This is a genomic window from Staphylococcus sp. HMSC072H03, from assembly GCF_001809305.1.
Taxonomy (GTDB): Bacteria; Bacillota; Bacilli; order Staphylococcales; family Staphylococcaceae; genus Staphylococcus; species Staphylococcus hominis.
In genome coordinates, this window is sequence record NZ_KV796887.1 from 1 (window position 1) to 18,443 (window position 18,443).

General features: G+C 26.3%; 18 protein-coding genes and 1 pseudogene. 9 read left to right on the forward strand and 10 right to left on the reverse strand.

Features of this window, described 5'->3' with window-relative positions; all coding sequences use genetic code 11:
- Positions 1-578 precede the first annotated feature (578 nt).
- A complete protein-coding gene (locus HMPREF2578_RS07700) occupies positions 579-1,424 on the reverse strand; it encodes a BlaZ family penicillin-hydrolyzing class A beta-lactamase PC1 (protein WP_000733283.1) in 846 nt (281 codons plus the stop codon).
- Positions 1,425-1,530: 106 nt separating this feature from the next.
- On the opposite strand from HMPREF2578_RS07700, the gene blaR1 reads away from it, so the two are divergent.
- The 6 genes from blaR1 to HMPREF2578_RS07730 all read left to right on the forward strand — a co-directional run bounded on the left by blaR1 (position 1,531) and on the right by HMPREF2578_RS07730 (position 7,482).
- The gene (blaR1, locus tag HMPREF2578_RS07705) at positions 1,531-3,288 is read left to right on the forward strand and encodes a beta-lactam sensor/signal transducer BlaR1 (protein ID WP_001096374.1); all 1,758 of its coding nucleotides are present in this window, start codon (positions 1,531-1,533) and stop codon (positions 3,286-3,288) included.
- Positions 3,278-3,658, forward strand: coding sequence for a penicillinase repressor BlaI (gene blaI / locus HMPREF2578_RS07710; protein WP_001284656.1), 381 nt, complete (start codon positions 3,278-3,280; stop codon positions 3,656-3,658). The genes blaR1 and blaI overlap by 11 nt, the downstream gene beginning before the upstream one ends.
- 263 nt (positions 3,659-3,921) lie before the next feature.
- Positions 3,922-4,515, forward strand: a complete 594-nt coding sequence (locus tag HMPREF2578_RS07715; RefSeq protein ID WP_070508362.1) for a recombinase family protein — start codon at positions 3,922-3,924, stop codon at positions 4,513-4,515.
- Positions 4,487-5,929 (forward strand): Mu transposase C-terminal domain-containing protein, encoded by a 1,443-nt coding sequence (locus tag HMPREF2578_RS07720; RefSeq protein ID WP_000790709.1) that lies wholly within the window; start codon positions 4,487-4,489, stop codon positions 5,927-5,929. Before HMPREF2578_RS07715 ends, HMPREF2578_RS07720 begins: the two co-directional genes overlap by 29 nt.
- On the forward strand, positions 5,922-6,737 hold the full coding sequence (locus tag HMPREF2578_RS07725) for an AAA family ATPase (RefSeq protein ID WP_000160701.1): 816 nt from the start codon (positions 5,922-5,924) through the stop codon (positions 6,735-6,737). Before HMPREF2578_RS07720 ends, HMPREF2578_RS07725 begins: the two co-directional genes overlap by 8 nt.
- A gap of 136 nt (positions 6,738-6,873) precedes the next feature.
- Positions 6,874-7,482 carry a recombinase family protein gene (locus HMPREF2578_RS07730; protein WP_049415043.1) on the forward strand — a complete coding sequence of 203 codons (609 nt, stop codon included), beginning with the start codon at positions 6,874-6,876 and terminating at the stop codon, positions 7,480-7,482.
- 164 nt (positions 7,483-7,646) lie between these two features.
- Here HMPREF2578_RS07730 and HMPREF2578_RS07735 read toward each other — a convergent pair whose 3' ends face one another.
- From HMPREF2578_RS07735 to HMPREF2578_RS07745, 3 genes are read right to left on the reverse strand one after another with little or no spacing between them, the layout of a single operon-like run.
- On the reverse strand, positions 7,647-8,249 hold the full coding sequence (locus HMPREF2578_RS07735) for an NDxxF motif lipoprotein (protein ID WP_002454677.1): 603 nt from the start codon (positions 8,247-8,249) through the stop codon (positions 7,647-7,649).
- On the reverse strand, positions 8,249-8,815 hold the full coding sequence (locus HMPREF2578_RS07740) for an HAAS signaling domain-containing protein (protein ID WP_070508363.1): 567 nt from the start codon (positions 8,813-8,815) through the stop codon (positions 8,249-8,251). The genes HMPREF2578_RS07735 and HMPREF2578_RS07740 overlap by 1 nt, the downstream gene beginning before the upstream one ends.
- The gene (locus tag HMPREF2578_RS07745) at positions 8,808-9,050 is read right to left on the reverse strand and encodes a PadR family transcriptional regulator (protein ID WP_002454679.1); all 243 of its coding nucleotides are present in this window, start codon (positions 9,048-9,050) and stop codon (positions 8,808-8,810) included. Before HMPREF2578_RS07745 ends, HMPREF2578_RS07740 begins: the two co-directional genes overlap by 8 nt.
- Positions 9,051-9,676: 626 nt before the next feature.
- Between HMPREF2578_RS07745 and HMPREF2578_RS11445 the strand changes: the two genes are divergently transcribed.
- Complete coding sequence (locus HMPREF2578_RS11445; RefSeq protein WP_000448282.1) at positions 9,677-10,090, forward strand: NINE protein; 414 nt, start codon at positions 9,677-9,679, stop codon at positions 10,088-10,090.
- A gap of 586 nt (positions 10,091-10,676) precedes the next feature.
- Positions 10,677-10,868, forward strand: a complete 192-nt coding sequence (locus tag HMPREF2578_RS07755; protein WP_002449597.1) for a VraH family peptide resistance protein — start codon at positions 10,677-10,679, stop codon at positions 10,866-10,868.
- Positions 10,869-11,186: 318 nt separating this feature from the next.
- On the opposite strand, the gene HMPREF2578_RS07760 is transcribed toward HMPREF2578_RS07755, so the two are convergent.
- The 5 genes from HMPREF2578_RS07760 to HMPREF2578_RS07780 form a co-directional block, all read right to left on the reverse strand.
- Positions 11,187-11,960, reverse strand: a complete 774-nt coding sequence (locus tag HMPREF2578_RS07760) for an ABC transporter permease (protein ID WP_070508364.1) — start codon at positions 11,958-11,960, stop codon at positions 11,187-11,189.
- A gap of 1 nt (position 11,961) precedes the next feature.
- On the reverse strand, positions 11,962-12,657 hold the full coding sequence (locus HMPREF2578_RS07765) for an ABC transporter ATP-binding protein (RefSeq protein WP_070508365.1): 696 nt from the start codon (positions 12,655-12,657) through the stop codon (positions 11,962-11,964).
- A 493-nt stretch (positions 12,658-13,150) separates the two neighbouring features.
- A complete protein-coding gene (locus tag HMPREF2578_RS07770) occupies positions 13,151-13,672 on the reverse strand; it encodes a DsbA family protein (protein WP_079335512.1) in 522 nt (173 codons plus the stop codon).
- A 114-nt stretch (positions 13,673-13,786) separates the two neighbouring features.
- Positions 13,787-14,050: a hypothetical protein gene (locus HMPREF2578_RS07775; protein ID WP_048679959.1), complete on the reverse strand. Its 264-nt coding sequence runs from the start codon at positions 14,048-14,050 to the stop codon at positions 13,787-13,789.
- An 8-nt stretch (positions 14,051-14,058) separates the two neighbouring features.
- Complete coding sequence (locus HMPREF2578_RS07780) at positions 14,059-14,337, reverse strand: hypothetical protein (protein WP_231098523.1); 279 nt, start codon at positions 14,335-14,337, stop codon at positions 14,059-14,061.
- A gap of 716 nt (positions 14,338-15,053) precedes the next feature.
- Here HMPREF2578_RS07780 and HMPREF2578_RS07790 point away from each other — a divergent pair.
- Positions 15,054-15,665 carry an NDxxF motif lipoprotein gene (locus HMPREF2578_RS07790; RefSeq protein WP_070508366.1) on the forward strand — a complete coding sequence of 204 codons (612 nt, stop codon included), beginning with the start codon at positions 15,054-15,056 and terminating at the stop codon, positions 15,663-15,665.
- 2,012 nt (positions 15,666-17,677) lie between these two features.
- Here the strand turns inward: HMPREF2578_RS07790 and HMPREF2578_RS07800 are convergent.
- A pseudogene (locus HMPREF2578_RS07800) lies at positions 17,678-18,443 on the reverse strand (restriction endonuclease subunit S); the annotation flags it as partial.

Consider the following 18,443-nt stretch of genomic DNA (forward strand, 5'->3'; position numbering starts at 1 on the left):
TGTTCAATAAATTTTGGCGTATACATTAACTTAATATAATTTGAAAATATATCTTGAAACGAATCATGATTATTATAAAAAAAAGAATAAATATTTGATAAATATTTATTAAGGAAATCTTTTGTAACGTACGTAATTTTTGTTTTATGGTGCTCCTTAAAATTGAATGGTAAATCTACAAAAACCCTAAAAGCTTCTTTTTTAGAATACAATATGATACTTTCAATTTTATGTTTTTCATTAGTTATAAAGCTAAAAATGTAAGCAATATTAAGGGTGTCACTTTGCTTGATATATGAGAATTATTTAACCTTATAAATGAGAAAAAAGCAACGCACTTTAAATAAGATACGTTGCTTTTTCGATTGATGAACACCTATAATTAAACTATTCATCTATTATTTATAATTTTTTGTATATACAATATTTCTAGTTTGTTAAAGAGAATTAAGAAAATAAATCTCGAAAATAATAGAGGGAAAATCAGTTTTTGATATCAAAATTATACATGTCAACGATAATACAAAATATAATACAAAATATAAGATGTTATCAGTATTTATTATGCATTTAGAATATTAAAATTCCTTCATTACACTCTTGGCGGTTTCACTTATCAACTTATCATTTGGCTTATCACTTTTATTGTCTTTATTCGTAAAAATGACTAAAACAATAGGTTCAGATTGGCCCTTAGGATAAACAAAAGCAACATCATTTCTAGAAGCATATGTTATTGCTTGACCACTTTTATCAGCAACCTTATAGTCTTTTGGAACACCGTCTTTAATTAAAGTATCTCCGCTTTTATTATTTAACATTAAATCAAGTAAGAATTTTTTGTTTTCTTTGCTTAATTTTCCATTTGCGATAAGTTTATTTAAAGTCTTACCGAAAGCAGCAGGTGTTGAAGTATCTTTTTTGCTCTTTGGTGAATAGTAATTTAATTCTATCTCATATCTAACTGGATTTGTTACTTTATCTCCTAGTTCTTTTAGACGTTGTTTAACTTTTTTGATTCCACCGATTTCTTTTATAATTTTATTGTTTGCTGTATTATCACTATATGTCATTGAAGCCTCAATAAGTGCTTTTAAAGTGATATCTTTTCCTACATATTTTTCTAAAATAGGAGAATAAGCAACTATATCATCTTTGTTAATATGTACTTTTTTATTTAACTTATTATAAGGTACTTGTTCTAACAAAATAGCACTATTTATCGCTTTTGAAGTTGAAGCATAGGCAAATCTCTTATCTGAATTAAATTTTACTTCCTTACCACTTTTAGTATCTAAAGCATAAACACCAATATGAGCATTATATTTTTTTTCTAAATCATTTAACTCTTTGGCATGTGAACTGTTTGAATTACATGCACTTAAAACTAAAGCAATTACAATTAAAAATATTAACTTTTTCAAAATAAACCCTCCGATATTACAGTTGTAATTTTTATAAATCAATAATATTACAATTGTAATATCGGTGTCAATAGTTTATTATAAATATTTGAAAGAAGGTGTTGAAATGGCTAAGTTATTAATAATGAGCATAGTAAGCTTTTGTTTTATATTTCTATTGTTATTATTTTTTAGGTACATATTAAAACGCTATTTTAATTATATGTTAAATTATAAAGTTTGGTATCTAACTCTTCTTGCAGGATTAATTCCTTTCATTCCTATTAAATTCTCTCTTTTTAAATTTAATAATGTGAATAATCAAGCGCCCACAGTTGAAAGTAAGTCACACGACTTGAACCATAACATAAATACCACCAAACCTATTCAAGAGTTCGCAACAGATATCCATAAGTTTAATTGGGATTCAATTGATAATATCTGCACAGTTATTTGGATAGTTTTAGTTATTATTTTAAGTTTTAAATTTTTGAAAGCCTTATTATATCTTAAATATTTAAAGAAACAGTCACTTTATCTAAACGAAAATGAAAAAAATAAAATAGATACGATACTTTTCAACCATCAATATAAAAAAAATATTGTGATTCGAAAAGCAGAGACTATTCAATCTCCAATAACTTTTTGGTATGGGAAATATATTATTTTGATTCCTAGTTCATATTTTAAAAGTGTAATTGACAAAAGACTAAAATATATAATATTGCATGAATATGCTCATGCTAAAAATAGAGATACTTTACATTTAATTATCTTTAATATCTTCTCTATTATTATGAGTTACAATCCATTAGTACATATTGTAAAAAGAAAGATAATTCATGACAATGAAGTAGAAGCCGATAGATTTGTCCTTAATAATATTAACAAAAATGAATTTAAAACTTATGCGGAATCTATTATGGACTCCGTATTAAATGTTCCATTTTTTAATAAAAATATATTAAGCCATTCATTTAATGGTAAAAAGTCATTACTCAAAAGAAGATTAATTAATATAAAAGAAGCCAATCTGAAAAAACAGTCCAAATTAATTCTAATTTTTATTTGTATTTTTACTTTTTTGCTCATGGTAATTCAAAGCCAGTTTTTGATGGGGCAATCCATAACTGATTATAATTATAAAAAGCCCTTACACAACGATTACCAAATTTTAGATAAAAGTAAAATTTTTGGTTCAAATAGTGGATCTTTCGTCATGTACAGCATGAAGAAAGACAAATACTATATTTATAACGAAAAAGAAAGTAGAAAAAGGTATTCTCCTAATTCAACTTATAAAATTTATTTAGCTATGTTTGGACTTGACCGACATATTATAAATGATGAAAATTCACGTATGTCATGGAATCATAAGCATTACCCTTTTGATGCTTGGAATAAGGAACAAGATTTAAATACAGCAATGCAAAATTCAGTTAATTGGTACTTCGAACGTATTAGCGATCAAATACCAAAGAACTATACTGCGACTCAACTCAAGCAATTAAATTATGGTAATAAAAATTTGGGAAGTTATAAAAGCTATTGGATGGAAGATAGTTTGAAAATATCTAATCTTGAACAAGTAATAGTTTTTAAAAATATGATGGAACAAAATAACCATTTTAGTAAAAAAGCAAAGAATCAATTATCTTCTTCATTATTGATTAAGAAAAATGAAAAGTATGAACTGTATGGGAAAACAGGTACAGGTATAGTAAACGGGAAGTATAATAATGGGTGGTTTGTAGGTTACGTAATTACAAATCATGATAAGTATTATTTTGCTACACATTTATCAGATGGAAAGCCATCTGGGAAAAATGCTGAATTAATCAGTGAAAAAATATTAAAAGAAATGGGTGTTTTAAATGGCCAATAAGCAAGTTGAAATATCTATGGCTGAATGGGATGTTATGAATATAATATGGGGTAAAAAATCAGTATCAGCTAATGAAATTGTAGTTGAAATTCAAAAATATAAAGAAGTTAGCGATAAAACGATTAGAACATTAATCACAAGACTATATAAAAAAGAGATTATAAAACGATACAAATCAGAGAATATTTATTTTTACTCATCAAATATTAAAGAAGACGATATTAAAATGAAAACTGCTAAAACCTTTCTTAATAAACTGTATGGAGGGGACATGAAAAGTTTAGTGCTGAATTTTGCGAAAAATGAAGAATTAAATAACAAAGAAATTGAAGAATTGCGAGACATTTTAAATGATATTAGTAAAAAGTAATTAGAGATATGTTTCAAACATAATACATATGTAAACTATGCTTGACTCTTATTAAATTAGTTTTGTTAATAACATTTAAAATATATTATTAAAGATGAGAGTGTACAGAAAATAACCATTTTCTGTACACTCGTTTTTTATGTCTAAATAAGTATGTATTACATAGAATTATGTGTTCAAAAACCCAACAAATAATCTATGTTCACAAAAGACCTTGTCATTAAGTTATGGTACACTGAAGGTGTATATAGGAGGTTTGTATTTTGAAAATAGGTTATGCAAGAGTTTCAACTGGATTACAAAATTTAAATTTACAGGAAGATCGATTAAATACACATGGTTGTGAAAAGATATTTAATGACCATATGAGTGGTTCAAAAAGTAAAAGACCTGGTTTAGATAAAGCAATTGAATTTGCGAGGTCAGGAGATACCATTGTTGTTTGGAGACTAGATAGACTAGGACGTAACATGGCAGATTTAATCACATTAGTTAATGAACTTAATAATCGAGGCGTGAGTTTTCATAGTTTAGAAGAAAATATAACAATGGATAAATCAAGTTCTACAGGACAATTGTTATTTCATTTATTCGCAGCATTTGCAGAGTTTGAACGTAATTTAATTTTAGAACGTTCTTCAGCTGGCCGAATTGCGGCACGTGCAAGAGGAAGATATGGAGGGAGGCCTGAAAAATTAAATAAACAAGATTTGAATTTACTTAAGACGCTTTATGATAATGGCACACCCATTAAAACAATAGCAGAACAATGGCAAGTTTCACGTACAACTATTTATCGTTACCTCAATAAATTGGAGGACAAGGAAGATGAAAAACAAGGAGAAGTATCTAACTAATTTTTCTGAAGCCAAACGTAAAGAAGCTACTCAAAAGTACAATATAATAAAACCTTTTATCTTGGGAAATCAATCTTTATCAAGTATTTCTAAAAATAAGGACATTGCATTAAGTACACTTTATAGGTGGAATAAATTATATAAGGAAGAAGGGCTTACTGGTCTAATTCATAATACAAGAGTTGATAAAGGTGATCATAAATTAGAACAAAACATAATTGACGAGATTAAACGCCTTTCACTCAAGAATAAAAGAAATAGTATTGCTACAATTCATAGGAAAATCGTTAATTATTGTATAGAAAATAATTTTGATAAACCAAGCTACAAACAAGTTTATAGTATTATTAAAGCAATGCCTAAGTCTGTTATTGATTTCTCTCACCAAGGTGAAAAATACTATCAAAATAAGTACGATTTAATACAAATAAGAGAATCCTCAAGACCCAATGAAATATGGCAAGCCGACCATACTTTGCTAGATATTTATATATTAGATCAAACAGGTAATATTAATAGACCCTGGCTAACCATTATTATGGATGACTATAGTCGCGCAATTGCAGGATACTTTATAAGTTTTGAAGCTCCTAATGCTCAAAATACAGCATTAACACTACACCAAGCAATATGGAATAAGAATAATACCAATTGGCCAGTATGTGGTATACCCGAAAAATTCTACACAGATCACGGGAGTGACTTTACCTCGCATCACATGGAACAAGTCGCTATTGATTTGAAAATTAACTTGATGTTTTCAAAAGTTGGTGTCCCTCGTGGTCGCGGGAAAATAGAACGTTTTTTTCAGACAGTTAACCAAACTTTCTTAGAGCAACTTCCTGGATATATAAACAATAATGATACTCCTAGCGATTTAATAGATTTTCAAAATTTCGAAGAAAAATTACGATACTTTTTAATTGAAGATTATAATCAAAAAGAGCATAGTGTTATCCAGAGCACTCCTATCAATCGGTGGAACAGTAATCATTTTTTCCCTAATATGCCAAGCAGTTTAGAACAACTTGATTTATTATTATTAGAAATACCTAAATCTAGAAAAATTCATTCAGATGGCATTCATTTTCAAGGCTTTAGATACAGTAATACAAACCTAGCTGCTTATGTAGGTGAGTATGTATTAATTCGTTACAATCCCAATGATATGGCTGAAATACGTGTTTTTTATAGAGATGAATTTCTTTGTACAGCAATATCTCCTGATTTAGCTGATTATTCAATTGATATAAAAGATATACAACACGCACGTAGTCAGAGAAGAAAACACTTAAAACAAAATATTGCTAGTCCAAGCACCACTGATTTAATTAAGGAAGAAAAAAATTATGGTTATTCACCTCAAGAAACGACTAAAAACGTCAAAAAATTAAAGAGGTATCGTAATGACTAAACATCAGAATTTCATTGAAACGAAAGAGTATAAACGATTTGCTGAATTTTGCGATGCTTGTATCAAATATCAATATATTGGGATCTGCTATGGTCAACCTGGTGTCGGAAAAACTTTATCTTCTAGGTATTACACAAATTGGAATACTATTGAAAAGCAAGTTAATCATAGAGGGTGGGAAGATCTAGCTAGTAAAACGACTGATGATATATTATCGGTGAATAAGATATTTTATACTGCACCGGCTGAAAAACAAACAAGATTAAGTAATGATCTATATAGTATTAGTGCAAGTATTGATTTGGGTCAAAAATTACACATCGTAAATAAGTATGGTCATGATCATAGTAAACATTATAGTGATATGTTTAAATATATTGATTTAATTATAGTAGATGAGATTGATCGCCTTAAAGTGCAACATTTAGAGCAATTAAGAGCTATTTATGATGAACATAATTTAGCAATGATATTTATTGGTATGCCAGGTATAGAGAAAAAACTATCTCGTTATCCTCAACTATATTCGCGTATAGGTTTTGCACATGAATTTGATAATCTAAGTAAAGACGAGACGCATCATATATTAGAATATAAGTGGCAAGATTTAGGATTTGATTTAAAACTCGAAGACTTTACTGATTATGAGGCAATAACGACGATTATTAAAATTACAAAAGGGAATTTTAGGCTGATTCATCGTTTATTTGCGCAGATAGATAGAATTATGGATATAAATGGCTTAGATAAAATCAGTACAGAAGTTGTAGAAACAGCTAGAGATAGTTTAGTCATAGGTATTCGTTAATAGAAAAAGCAATGTACTTTAATATAGGACATTGCTTTTCTCATTTACTAGGTAAAATCATTCTCATATATCAAGTAAAGTAACAAGTGACTAAAACGTATGATTAGGGTGTATATTAATTACGGAGTGAAAATGAATGATTATAGGTTATGCAAGAGTATCTTCGGTGGATCAGAATTTAGAGAGACAGCTAGATAATTTGAAAACATTTGGCGTAGAGAAAATATTTACAGAGAAACAATCGGGAAAGTCAGTAGAAAATAGACCCGTATTTCAAGAAGCACTTAACTTTGTGAGAATGGGCGATAGATTTGTAGTAGAATCGATTGATCGCTTAGGTCGTAATTATGATGAAGTGATTAACACAGTTAATTATTTAAAGGATAAAGAAGTTCAATTGATGATTACTAGTTTACCTATGATGAATGAAGTCATTGGCAATCCATTATTAGATAAATTTATGAAAGATCTAATTATTCAAATATTAGCAATGGTTTCAGAACAAGAACGAAATGAAAGTAAACGTAGACAAGCACAAGGAATTAAAGTAGCTAAAGAAAAAGGTGTATATAAAGGACGTCCTTTACTATACTCACCTAATGCAAAAGATCCTCAAAAACGTATTATTTATCATCGAGTTGTGGAAATGTTAAAAGAAGGGCAAGCAATTAGTAAAATTGCGAAAGAAGTAAATATAACAAAGCAGACTGTTTATAGAATTAAACATGATAATGATCTGGTTTAATAAACTTTACTTCGATGCAAATGAGAGCTTCTCACAGAGTCTTAAAACGAATGTTCATAATCTTTTTTAAGTTCACATTATAAATATATCTATTACAGTTAGTATTATTTAGATATAAATAAAAATCAAGCTACTAACTCTTTATAGAATTAGTAGCTTGATTTTTATTTTTTGAATGCTTTAGTTTTAATATTTTTGTCTTTTAAAAACTTTTCAATCTTAGCTTGTTCCTTTCCATTTACTTTTTTACTATCATCTTTAATTTCGTCAATGTTTTTTGTTGATACTTTTTTTTGATCTATACTTTTGTTAATTGCTTGATCAATTTTTGTATCCAAATTTTGATTAAATTTATTAGAATTTGATATATACTCACTTATTCTTAAAGTTTCTTTATTATAATCTTTAGGTAAGGTGTTGTTTTGAATATACTCACGAAAATTTTCATCATTATGTTTAATTAGATTATTTATTTTTTTCAATTTGTTGATCTCACTTTTATTTAGAGGTTCTTCAGAATCAACTTTGTCCTCATAGTATTCGCTAGCTTCTGAGAGCTCTTCATTTTTATCTAAATATATTTTTATCGATTTTTTAAGTTCATTTTCTGAAATCCGAGAGTTAATAATTTTTCTATCAAATATTTTATTAGGTATTGGCTTTTGAACTATTTTATCTGTTTCACTATCTTCTTTACTTTCTAAATTATTACAGCCTGTCAAAACAAGTGAAAAAATCAATAATCCTAAAATAAAAAATTTTTTCATTACAACTTCTCCTTCTTAAGGATAGCCATATTCCATTTTAAGTATAGAACTACAAAATTCAAGAAATATTTAGCAACAAAATAACCCATAAATCCTAATATAATACCTAATATGACTCCTTTGATTACTTCAAAGATATCATGCATACTAATTGTGTCAAAACCATTTATGACTCCAATTACTAATAATATTATTAAAGATACAATCATAATAGGAACTGCAATAACATAGGCTAATATCAATGGTAAGAGTAATAAAAGAACGAAAAAGCTAAAAGTTATTGAAATGAAATTAAAAATACTAAGACTCATAATAGAAAAAGCAGCTATGAATATATTTTTTATATTTTTTTCTTTTTCCACTTTGTTAATAGCAGTCATAGCATTGATTTCTTTTGATATCTTTACTGGGTCTCCTAATTTTTTTATAATTTCAGTATCATCTTTATTGTCTTTATAGCCACTAATAAAATGAGATTCATATTCATTTAAAATATCTTTTTTTTCATCTTTATCAACATTTTTCATTCTTTTTTTAAGGATTTCAAGGTATTGTTCTTTATTCATGGATATCATTCTCTTTCATAAATGAGTTTATAGCTTCGGTGAAATATTCCCACTCTTTTATTAATTCATGTAAACGTTTGTTACCTTTTACAGTGATACTATAATATTTTCGTGAAGGTCCTTCTTTGGAAGGCTTATAATAACTTTCTAAATAATTTTCTTTAACAAGCCTACGCAATAAAGGATAGATTGTACCTTCAGATATAATAATTTTATTAGTTATAATTTGAATCAATGAATAACCATATTGATCTTCCCTGAATAGAATTTTAAATCACAATTATTTATTAAACATTTCCCTTTGATTTTTAGGGAGTATTCTTTTATATTCAATGATTTCAACTCCGATCTTTAAAACAATAAATAATCCAAAGTTAAATTATATCATTATATAAAACTTTTATACATAATCATCTTGAACACAAAAATAAACAGTCTAATCATATTAATTTACCAGCTATAAATGCCAGTGACTTCCTTATGTACTATGCGAACGAAACTGAAAAGCGAAATAATGTTAATCATAAGAAAAAGAAGAAATACTAGCAAGAACAGAAAAGAAATAACCAAATGAGAAGATAGCAGACGGTTGAAATTACACAAAGATCATTCTCTAGTAATAAGAAGTTTAACTAAATATGTTATGTGTTACATTGGTTTTGGTTTAAAGATTACATTTATATGCTTTGGAAAGGTACATTCTATGTATTATTACAATAAATTTAAAAACGTGTATAATTATAGAAAACCCTGATATTATGCGATTGTTCATATATTTCAGCATAAAAAATACTAATGTTCATAAATATCGATAGAAAAAATTGAATTTAAATATATCTTAAAGTTAAGGAGAAAAATAATTTGGAAACAAAAATTGGACATCAAATACAAAAGTTAAGAAAAAGTAAAAACATGTCTCAAGAAAAGTTAGCTGAAAAGTTAGGCGTATCGAGACATTCTATTTCTAATTGGGAAAGAGAAGTAAGTAATCCCGACTTAAAAACAATTTTAGAAATCACTAAATTATTTAATGTTTCTCTAAATCAATTAATTAAAGGAGTGGAAATCATGCAAGTTAATAAATATGTTTACTCTGCATTAGCATTTTTTCTAGGAGGTTTCGGGGCTCATAAGTTTTATGTTAAGAAAAATAAAAATGCTCTTCTTTATTTACTATTTTGTTGGACTGGAATACCGGGTGTGATAGGTATGGTAGAAGGTGTTTTAACACTTATGCGTCCGAGCGATAGTGAAAATAATATAGAAATAAATTAAAATAAAGGTAAATTTAAAAAAGGATGGTATAAATAATGATAACAGCAATAGTAGGCGGATTAATAATAACAACTTTATTACTTATAGGTGAAAAGTTATCAAAAAAGAAGAAAAATTCTAACATATTAAAAAATTATGGAATGATGATACATGAACACATTCGTTTTCGGCGTAGTCTAAATATTCTCTTAAAATAAAAAATAGATATATTAGATTATATTACACGTAAATTTGATTTTAGAACATACCTTTTAGGTGTTTAAGTATACCTTTGGATATATAAAATAAAAAAAGCTACTAGCAAAAAAACTAGTAGCTTAAATTTTAATTGCATTTTGAGATAGTATTAATTTTTATATCTGTGCTATAACACCGATTACTTAAAACTAAGGTAAAAATCGACGAATGTCGGCATAGCATGAGCTATTAAGCCGACCATTCGACAAGTTTTGGGTTTGTTAAGGGTTCCGAGGCTCAACGTCAATAAAGCAATTGGAATAAAAAAACGGTTGTTAGAACTATAGTTGTATATATTTTTAAAACTTTAAAGTGTTATAATTAAGATAAGTGTAAAGGAGGTTTTACTATGTCTGTAAAGAATGTATTAAAACAATCTTGGGAAGATCTTAAAAATTTAGAATTAAATTTTAAGAACGTAAGTATTGTAGTTGTTGTTACATTTATACTTAGCAATATTTTAACTCCGTTAGCAGGTATTCCTGTTGGTTTATTAGGTAGTGCATATTGGATTCAAAATAGAAAAAGAAAACAATCTTAAAGTATTAATTTTTTTGGTCCCCTTTTTCGAAAAAGGGGACTTTTTGAAGCTTTTTTTGAAACGAGTTTCTTCTTGTCTTGATACTATATAGAAATAACGTTTTTTTAAATAGGAATAGACACTTATATATTAGCTTTAGTGTGAATAATTTAAAAAATTTAAAGGTATTTATATTTTACTAAAATCAAGTTTGTTATTGTTACTTTTTGTTGTTTATTTAGACATAAGTTATGATTATAAGTAGTACGTATATATAGCTTATTCATTTTGAATTACATTTCTAATAAATTCTAACCTCCAATATATCAACTAATTAAACTATACATTCTTCTTCTTAAAAGCAACTACGACTAATACAAGAAAGATAACAATATAGATAATGTTTCCAATGAATAACTCATGTAATTCTAACTTTGTTATTTTTTTGAATGTATCGTTGTCAGTAATTTGCGCCATAATATTCATCATATTCAGAGGATTCCATTTTAACCATTCCCATTTATCTATAACTATTGTTAATAAACCAGAGATAATTGAGACAGCAAAATAAAACACAATACCTACAGCAATTGATACGCCAGGACTTTTCATAATGCATGAGATGAGTAATGTTAAGCTCATAACTAGCCACATTCCAACAAATGTACCAAGGGCTGTTAATAACATAGAGTTTAATAGTGATATATGATTTTTAGAGTGTTCAGTTAAACTCGTCTCTCCATTAAAGATTAAATGTAGTAATAATGAAATAATAATAAAGACGAGAAAAATAATAAGTGAATAGATAAGTAATGTAATAAATTTACTGACTATAATACTTGTACGTGAATAATTTCTGTATAATAAATTTTTAATCGTTCCATAATGAAATTCCATTGAAATAATTGTACTTGCTTGAATAATCATTAAAAATACAACCCAAGAAAATGAAGAAAAACCACCTTTAAAACTTTCCTTTAAGTTAAAAACATCAGAATAGTGATTTCCCAAAATAGCTAAAGCTAACATAATTATTATTATTATAATAGGTAATATATATGTTGATTTCTTCTTAAATAACTTAAAACATTCTTGTTTAACTAATGTACCCATCTTACATTTCACCTTCTTTATCAATAATATTTAATAAGACATTTTCCAAATCGTTTTCATTCTCATGATTTAATTCTTCTTTAGTTGTTTCTTTAATAATGGAACCATCATTAATAATCAAAATAGAATCAGTTATTTTTACTAATTCACTTAAAATGTGACTTGATATTAAAAACGTTGTTCCTTGCTTAGCAGTTTCTAAAATAAGTTCTCTTACATCTCTTACTGCCTTAGGATCTAAACCATTCATAGGTTCATCTAAAATAATAAGCTTTGGATTATTTAAAAATGCAATAGCAATTCCTAACTTTTGTTTCATACCTAAAGAATATGATTTTGCTTTTTTATGTATATATTCCTTCATATTTAATTTATCTACTATTTCATTTATAGCATTCTTATCTTTAGATTCATTAAATAATTTAAGATTATCGTAGCCTGACATAAAGGGGTATAAACCAGGACTTTCAATTAAAGCACCTGTATTTGATTGGGCATTTTTATTTTCAGTGATTTCATAAGTTCCAGATTGATAATGAGAAAATCCTAAAATCACCTTCATTAGTGTTGTTTTACCGGCACCATTTGCTCCTACTAGTCCTACAATTTCACCTTCATTAAGACTAAAAGAAATATTTTGTAGAATCGTTTTGTTTTTAATTTTTTTAGTTAAATTATTTACTTCTAAAACTTTCAAATATTTCACTTCCTTTATAAAATTGAATATTAATACATATAAAAAATTAAAACATAATATGTATTAATTATAATTGTATCATTAAAATAAAGTGTCTTGAACTTACAATTTATTAACACACAATATAACGAAAAATATTAGAATCATATAATCTAGGAACGGTGCTCATTTATTCCAATGAAAATTATAGGATTCAATGAATTGACTTATATAATTTAAATATAAACTTAAAAAAGGAGTGTTGTAATTGAATTAAGTTAATCATTTTTTTCTAATTATAGTAAGAAATACATATCAATTAAAATACTATATTATAAAGAGTATAAGCTGTGAATAAGAAACTATTAACATAACCAATGATTATGGGTAGTATCTTTGTATAACTTATTCATTTCTTTGATATAGTGTTTCTTCAATTTCAGCTATTTTTTCTAATATATTTTTAATATCGATTTTTGAAAATTCATCAATATGATTACCTTTTTTAAATTAATTACTTCAAATACTTTTTATATTCTGTATAACTATAAGGATCTTTCAATTTTTTACCATTTACATAAACAGTTGGCGCCTCTTTAACTTTTTTATCTTTATAAAGTTTTATATCTTTCTGAGCATCTTTCCAAGATTGACTATTTTTAGTTTTATAGTCTTTTTTAATTTTTTTTGCTTTTTTATCACTAATATTGAGTTTATCAATTTGTCGGTCAATTAATTGTTCAGTTAACCATTCATTTTCATGATTAGGTTGTTTTGAAAAAATTAATTTTTGAAATTCTAAATAACGGTTAGGGGCAATATTTTGAACTACATGACCAGCTCTAGATTCTTTGATTGCATCTTTACCTAAGAATGCCATATTTACAAATTTATAATCAGCCTTATCTTTATCAAGATAATCTTTTTGTAATTTAAGCACAATATTAGTTTCTACTTTTTTACAATAAGGGCACTTGTAGTATCCATAAATAATTATTTTCTTTTTGAGCATCCTACTAAAATAAAAACAAGACATATTATTAAAATTACGTTACTCTTTTTCATATTTTTTCTCCCACAAAATATATAGCACATCAAATATTTTAATATTTGATGTGCTATAGTTTAATCTTATATATTCATTATAATATTAAAGTATAAATATAAAGAATATAAGAACAACTACTATATTAATAGGTAACAATGTGAAGCACATTTTTTTTGCTTTTTCCTGTAGTGAGTATTCTTTACTTAAATCACGTTCAATAAAAAATGTACTTCCAATTAAGATAATAAATAATAAAATATAAAGTAAAAGACTTTTAATCACTAAGTTTGTCATTGGAATTGCAAAAATAAATAAGATAGTTGCTTGACTTATAGTGAAAAAATATTTATCTATTAATTTTTTCATCTTTTCACCTACGCATGATTACAAGCAATAGATTCTCCAGCATATAACGCTCCCATTCCTGCTGCGACTCCCCAGCCAACAGGTCCGCTAACTCCTAATGTTACCATTGCTCTTGATGTAGCTGTAGTATGAGCAAAACCAGTTACAGTTATAGCATCGCAAGCATCTCTATTACTCGTACTTGTACTATTTTTTTGTTGTTTTTCAACTTCTTTTTTAAAAGCTACTAAATTTTCTTTCGCTTTTTTACCATTTTTTCCTTGCATAGTTTTATTATATTGATTCACATAGTTCTCAACATCATTAACTGTAACATCTAAACTAGAATTGCTTAGTTCATTCTTTAAATATTCTTTATCAATAATTTGTAATTCACCATTATCATTTCTTTCGAGATTATCATAAATAATATTGGCTATATTTTGATTGATTTTGTAATCTTCTTGATTAGCCTCCTAATATTTTTATATTTAAACCTTAACAAAAAATCATATTCTATTTAAACATCTAATTTACATTTTTTATTATTTATTTATAAAATTTTATAATGGTGGCTAGCAATTAGCCACTATTTTTTCGTGAGAAAAAATCCTAAGGGACTTGGAGATGTTCCCCCAACAAGCCGGAGACACTACCATGTATGTGGCTAGAAAAGCCAGTACTCCAAACCACTATATTACTTAAATAACCTTTGCATGTTTTATATGCTTAGGTTACGTTAAGTAATAACTTTCGAAGAAAGCGTGGTGAGAATGAATGAGTGAACGAGATACATTTGTGGTTAGCGACGATACTCTTAGGAAAAACCGAAAACCTAACCGCAAGGAACCACAAGGGAGAAGTCGAGAGAAAACGCCTAATTGATTAAATAAAAGTAGAGATATGAGAGAAGTTCAAAGTGAAAAGTACGATCAAGATTTAGAATATAATCGAAAAGAATTTTTAAAACAACTTGAAAAAGATTGGTAAGAATAAAGAAAAGCTTAAAAAAGGAGAATTTTAAATGAATTTAAAGAAATTTTTTGTGTTAATAATGGTTTCTCTTTTATTTTTTTCATTAACTGCTTGTGGTAACTCTACAGAAAAATCAAAAAATCAAACTTCTAATAAAAATGAACTACCAGCAATACCTAAACAAGTATTTTCATCTAGTAAAATTAATGAAAATATCAGTAAAAAAGAAATTAAAAAGAGTGTTTCAAAATATTTAGATATAAATCATGCTTTAATTGAAAATATTGAAAGTTTAAGTAATAAAGATAACTTAAATAAAAATGAGTTAAAAAAATTAAATTCATTAACTGAAATGAATGATAAAAATGATAGTAATTTTTCTAACTTTATTCAAAACACTAATTTACCAAATGGATATAAAGATGGAGTGTTTAAAACTAAAGATTATATAACAACTGCTAATCAGTACTTAAACAAATTGAATACACAAATACAAAAAGTAAATAAAAATTCTAATTCAGATAATCTATCTATAAAAGATATTGATAAGATAAATTCAATTAATGAACAATATAAAAAAGACGTAAATGGAAAAAAACAAAAAGAAGTAGAAACATTTTTAAGAGATAAAAATATAAAAACTAAAGCATTTAAAGGTTAAAATAGATATAGCAATTAAAAAATACATACTAGATAATTTTTGAGTGATTAAAATTTTATAAATAATATAAAATATTGTATATTGAAATTAAAGAAAAGGCTTAAAGATTCCTTTTTCCATTAAAATTACACTATAAATTCAACTTTGTAACAGGACCGGGTAACTTATATAAAAGGATACCCGGTTCTTTTTTTATCAATTTATTTTTGATCTTTCTTCTTTTTCATTGATATTATAAATGTCATAATTGCTGGGAAGAAGATAAGAAATAATGCTACCCAATTCATAAATAACACCTACCTAATCATAGACATATTTCTTATAAAACACTTTATCATTCAAGTGTAATATAAATAAAGATAAATAATTTAAGAACGATATATATAAATATAGAATGGTTTTTCTATATGTGAAGGTATGATTTACTTTTTATTTTATACAGATAATTACCGATAAATTCTACTAGATAGTAAATAATTTCTCCTAAAATGATAGCTAGTAAACAAAGCAATTAAAAAAGACTGAAAAAAATAAAAATTATATTTTTTGATATATGTACCATGAATAAAAGAATGGTAATAATAAAAGGATAACGACTAGTATAATTGTTATTACTGAATTCATCATTCCTAATAAACCTACCTATGCGACCAAAAAGTGGTTACAAATTCATTCTAAAATCTAATCGATATATCATATTTATGTTAATTTAAGTATGAAAAGGGAGTTGATGAAAATAAATAAAACAACTTTAAAAAAACGTTAAAAAATTTTTTAGTCGCATTATTAATTTTTATTTTCATTAAGTGATAAATATAATATTATTGTTCTTTGCTTACTGGCTATTATTTTAGGAACAGTAATACATTATTTTGTAGAATTTATTGTCGATTATATTTTTAAAAATAAAAAATAAAATAACTTGAAAAAGACTGAGAAGAATAAAATTTATAAGTAATGATAATCTTATGATGTACTTATCACTAATAGTTTTTTATCAGTAATATTAATAGGTTATATGAGAAAAGGTTAGGCTAACACTATAATTCCTTTTATTGATCTAATAAATAATGGTAAATTTTTAATAGTTTTAAAGTTTATGATAATAAGAAAAAACTTTTATTTAAATCTAAATAAGTAAGTTCATTTAAGTATAAATAATTTGTTATTAGCTTTTTTTAATGACAATGAAAAAAGATTACGTTTGAAATATCAGATAAAAGTTGATTCAAATCTTCAAAAAAGCAGATTTTAAATTTTTGTAAGAAACTTATGAGTTATAATTCTAGGTTTACTTATACAGTGACTAGATTTTAAAATGAGCTTGCCTAAAAAGGCACAGAGGAATCGATTGGTCGGACCCAAATTTAATAAAAAACACGATAATCGATTAGCAAAGATTTAAGCAAGTTGGACGCAAATGCAAACCAAATCGCTACATATTGGAACCAGTATCAATACGAAGTGTCAAACTATGAAACATTAGAATATAACATTAGTAAATTATGTGAAGAATTCAATAAGATATCGAAAAAAATGAACTAATTTTTGGGGGTGTCTTTTTCACTGTTGAAGGGGTGTTATAAATTTTAGTATTTCAATCATCTATCAGTATTGTTAAGGAATAATACAAACTCATTATGTGAGGAGGTATGTGCAATATGAAGAAATTTAAACTAAGACAAGTCCTTATTCTTTTGTATTTAATATTCAGTGCTATATTAATCATTTTTCTCTATATGCTAAATAGTGATTTATTCAACAATGTATGGATAATCGTAGCACTTTTTATGTATTCAATAATTTTCCCAAACATTATTAATGTTATAGCACCTAAACGAAAACGAGATGATAATAGTGACAACAACTAAAATAAGGTCAACCAAATCAACGTATCAAATCAATGATGTATAAAAAATGAATAAACGATAATCATAAGTAAAAGGCTTAAACGATGATTTAACAACGTTTAAGCCTTTGTTTATAGTTAACATAATAGGTCGTTATCAGTATTAGATAAACATTTTTTGTAGTAAGCCTTGCTTACGTTGTTTTAATAATTCTACTTTAGAAGATTGTTTTTCTATTAAATTATCTATTTTAATAAGAAAGCTACTTATTTTTTTTTGATTTTCTAATGATGGAAGTTTGATACTTATATCAAAAAAATCATTTACAGAAATATTTAATAATCCATGATTTCTTGCTCCTTCTACTGCTATTGAAGCCACTTCTCTAAACCATTTAGTTGATTCAAAATAGTATTGCATAAAGTCTACTGAAATATCAGAGCTTATAGAAAAACATATATATAACGAAGATAAAACTCCCTTGTCATATCTAGTTAGTCTTTTAATTGCCCCTAAAGGATAACCATTCGAATAACTTTTATTATAAGCAAATTCATTTTTTTGGAGAAGAGTATAATTCTCAAGATTTTTAGATGAAACTGATTTGTTAAAATATTCTACCTGATCTATTAAACCAAGTTGTCCGGAAATAGTTAAAGGTCGTGTAGATTCTAACTTTTTGTTTTTACGAGTAATTCTATTAGTTATATTTTTTAATTGAGTTTGTGTCCATTCGGGAGATAAGTTCCCATTTTCGTCTTTTAATCTTAATTCTTGAGAAAAAATCTTTTGCATATAGCCTTTCTTCTGTTGTTCCAAGAGTTCGAGTTTCTCTTCTTCTAACTCAATTTGACGGTCGAGTTTGCTAAAGAAATCACCTACTTTCTTTTGTTCAGCCATATTAGTAGGAAGATAAAAATTTAATTTT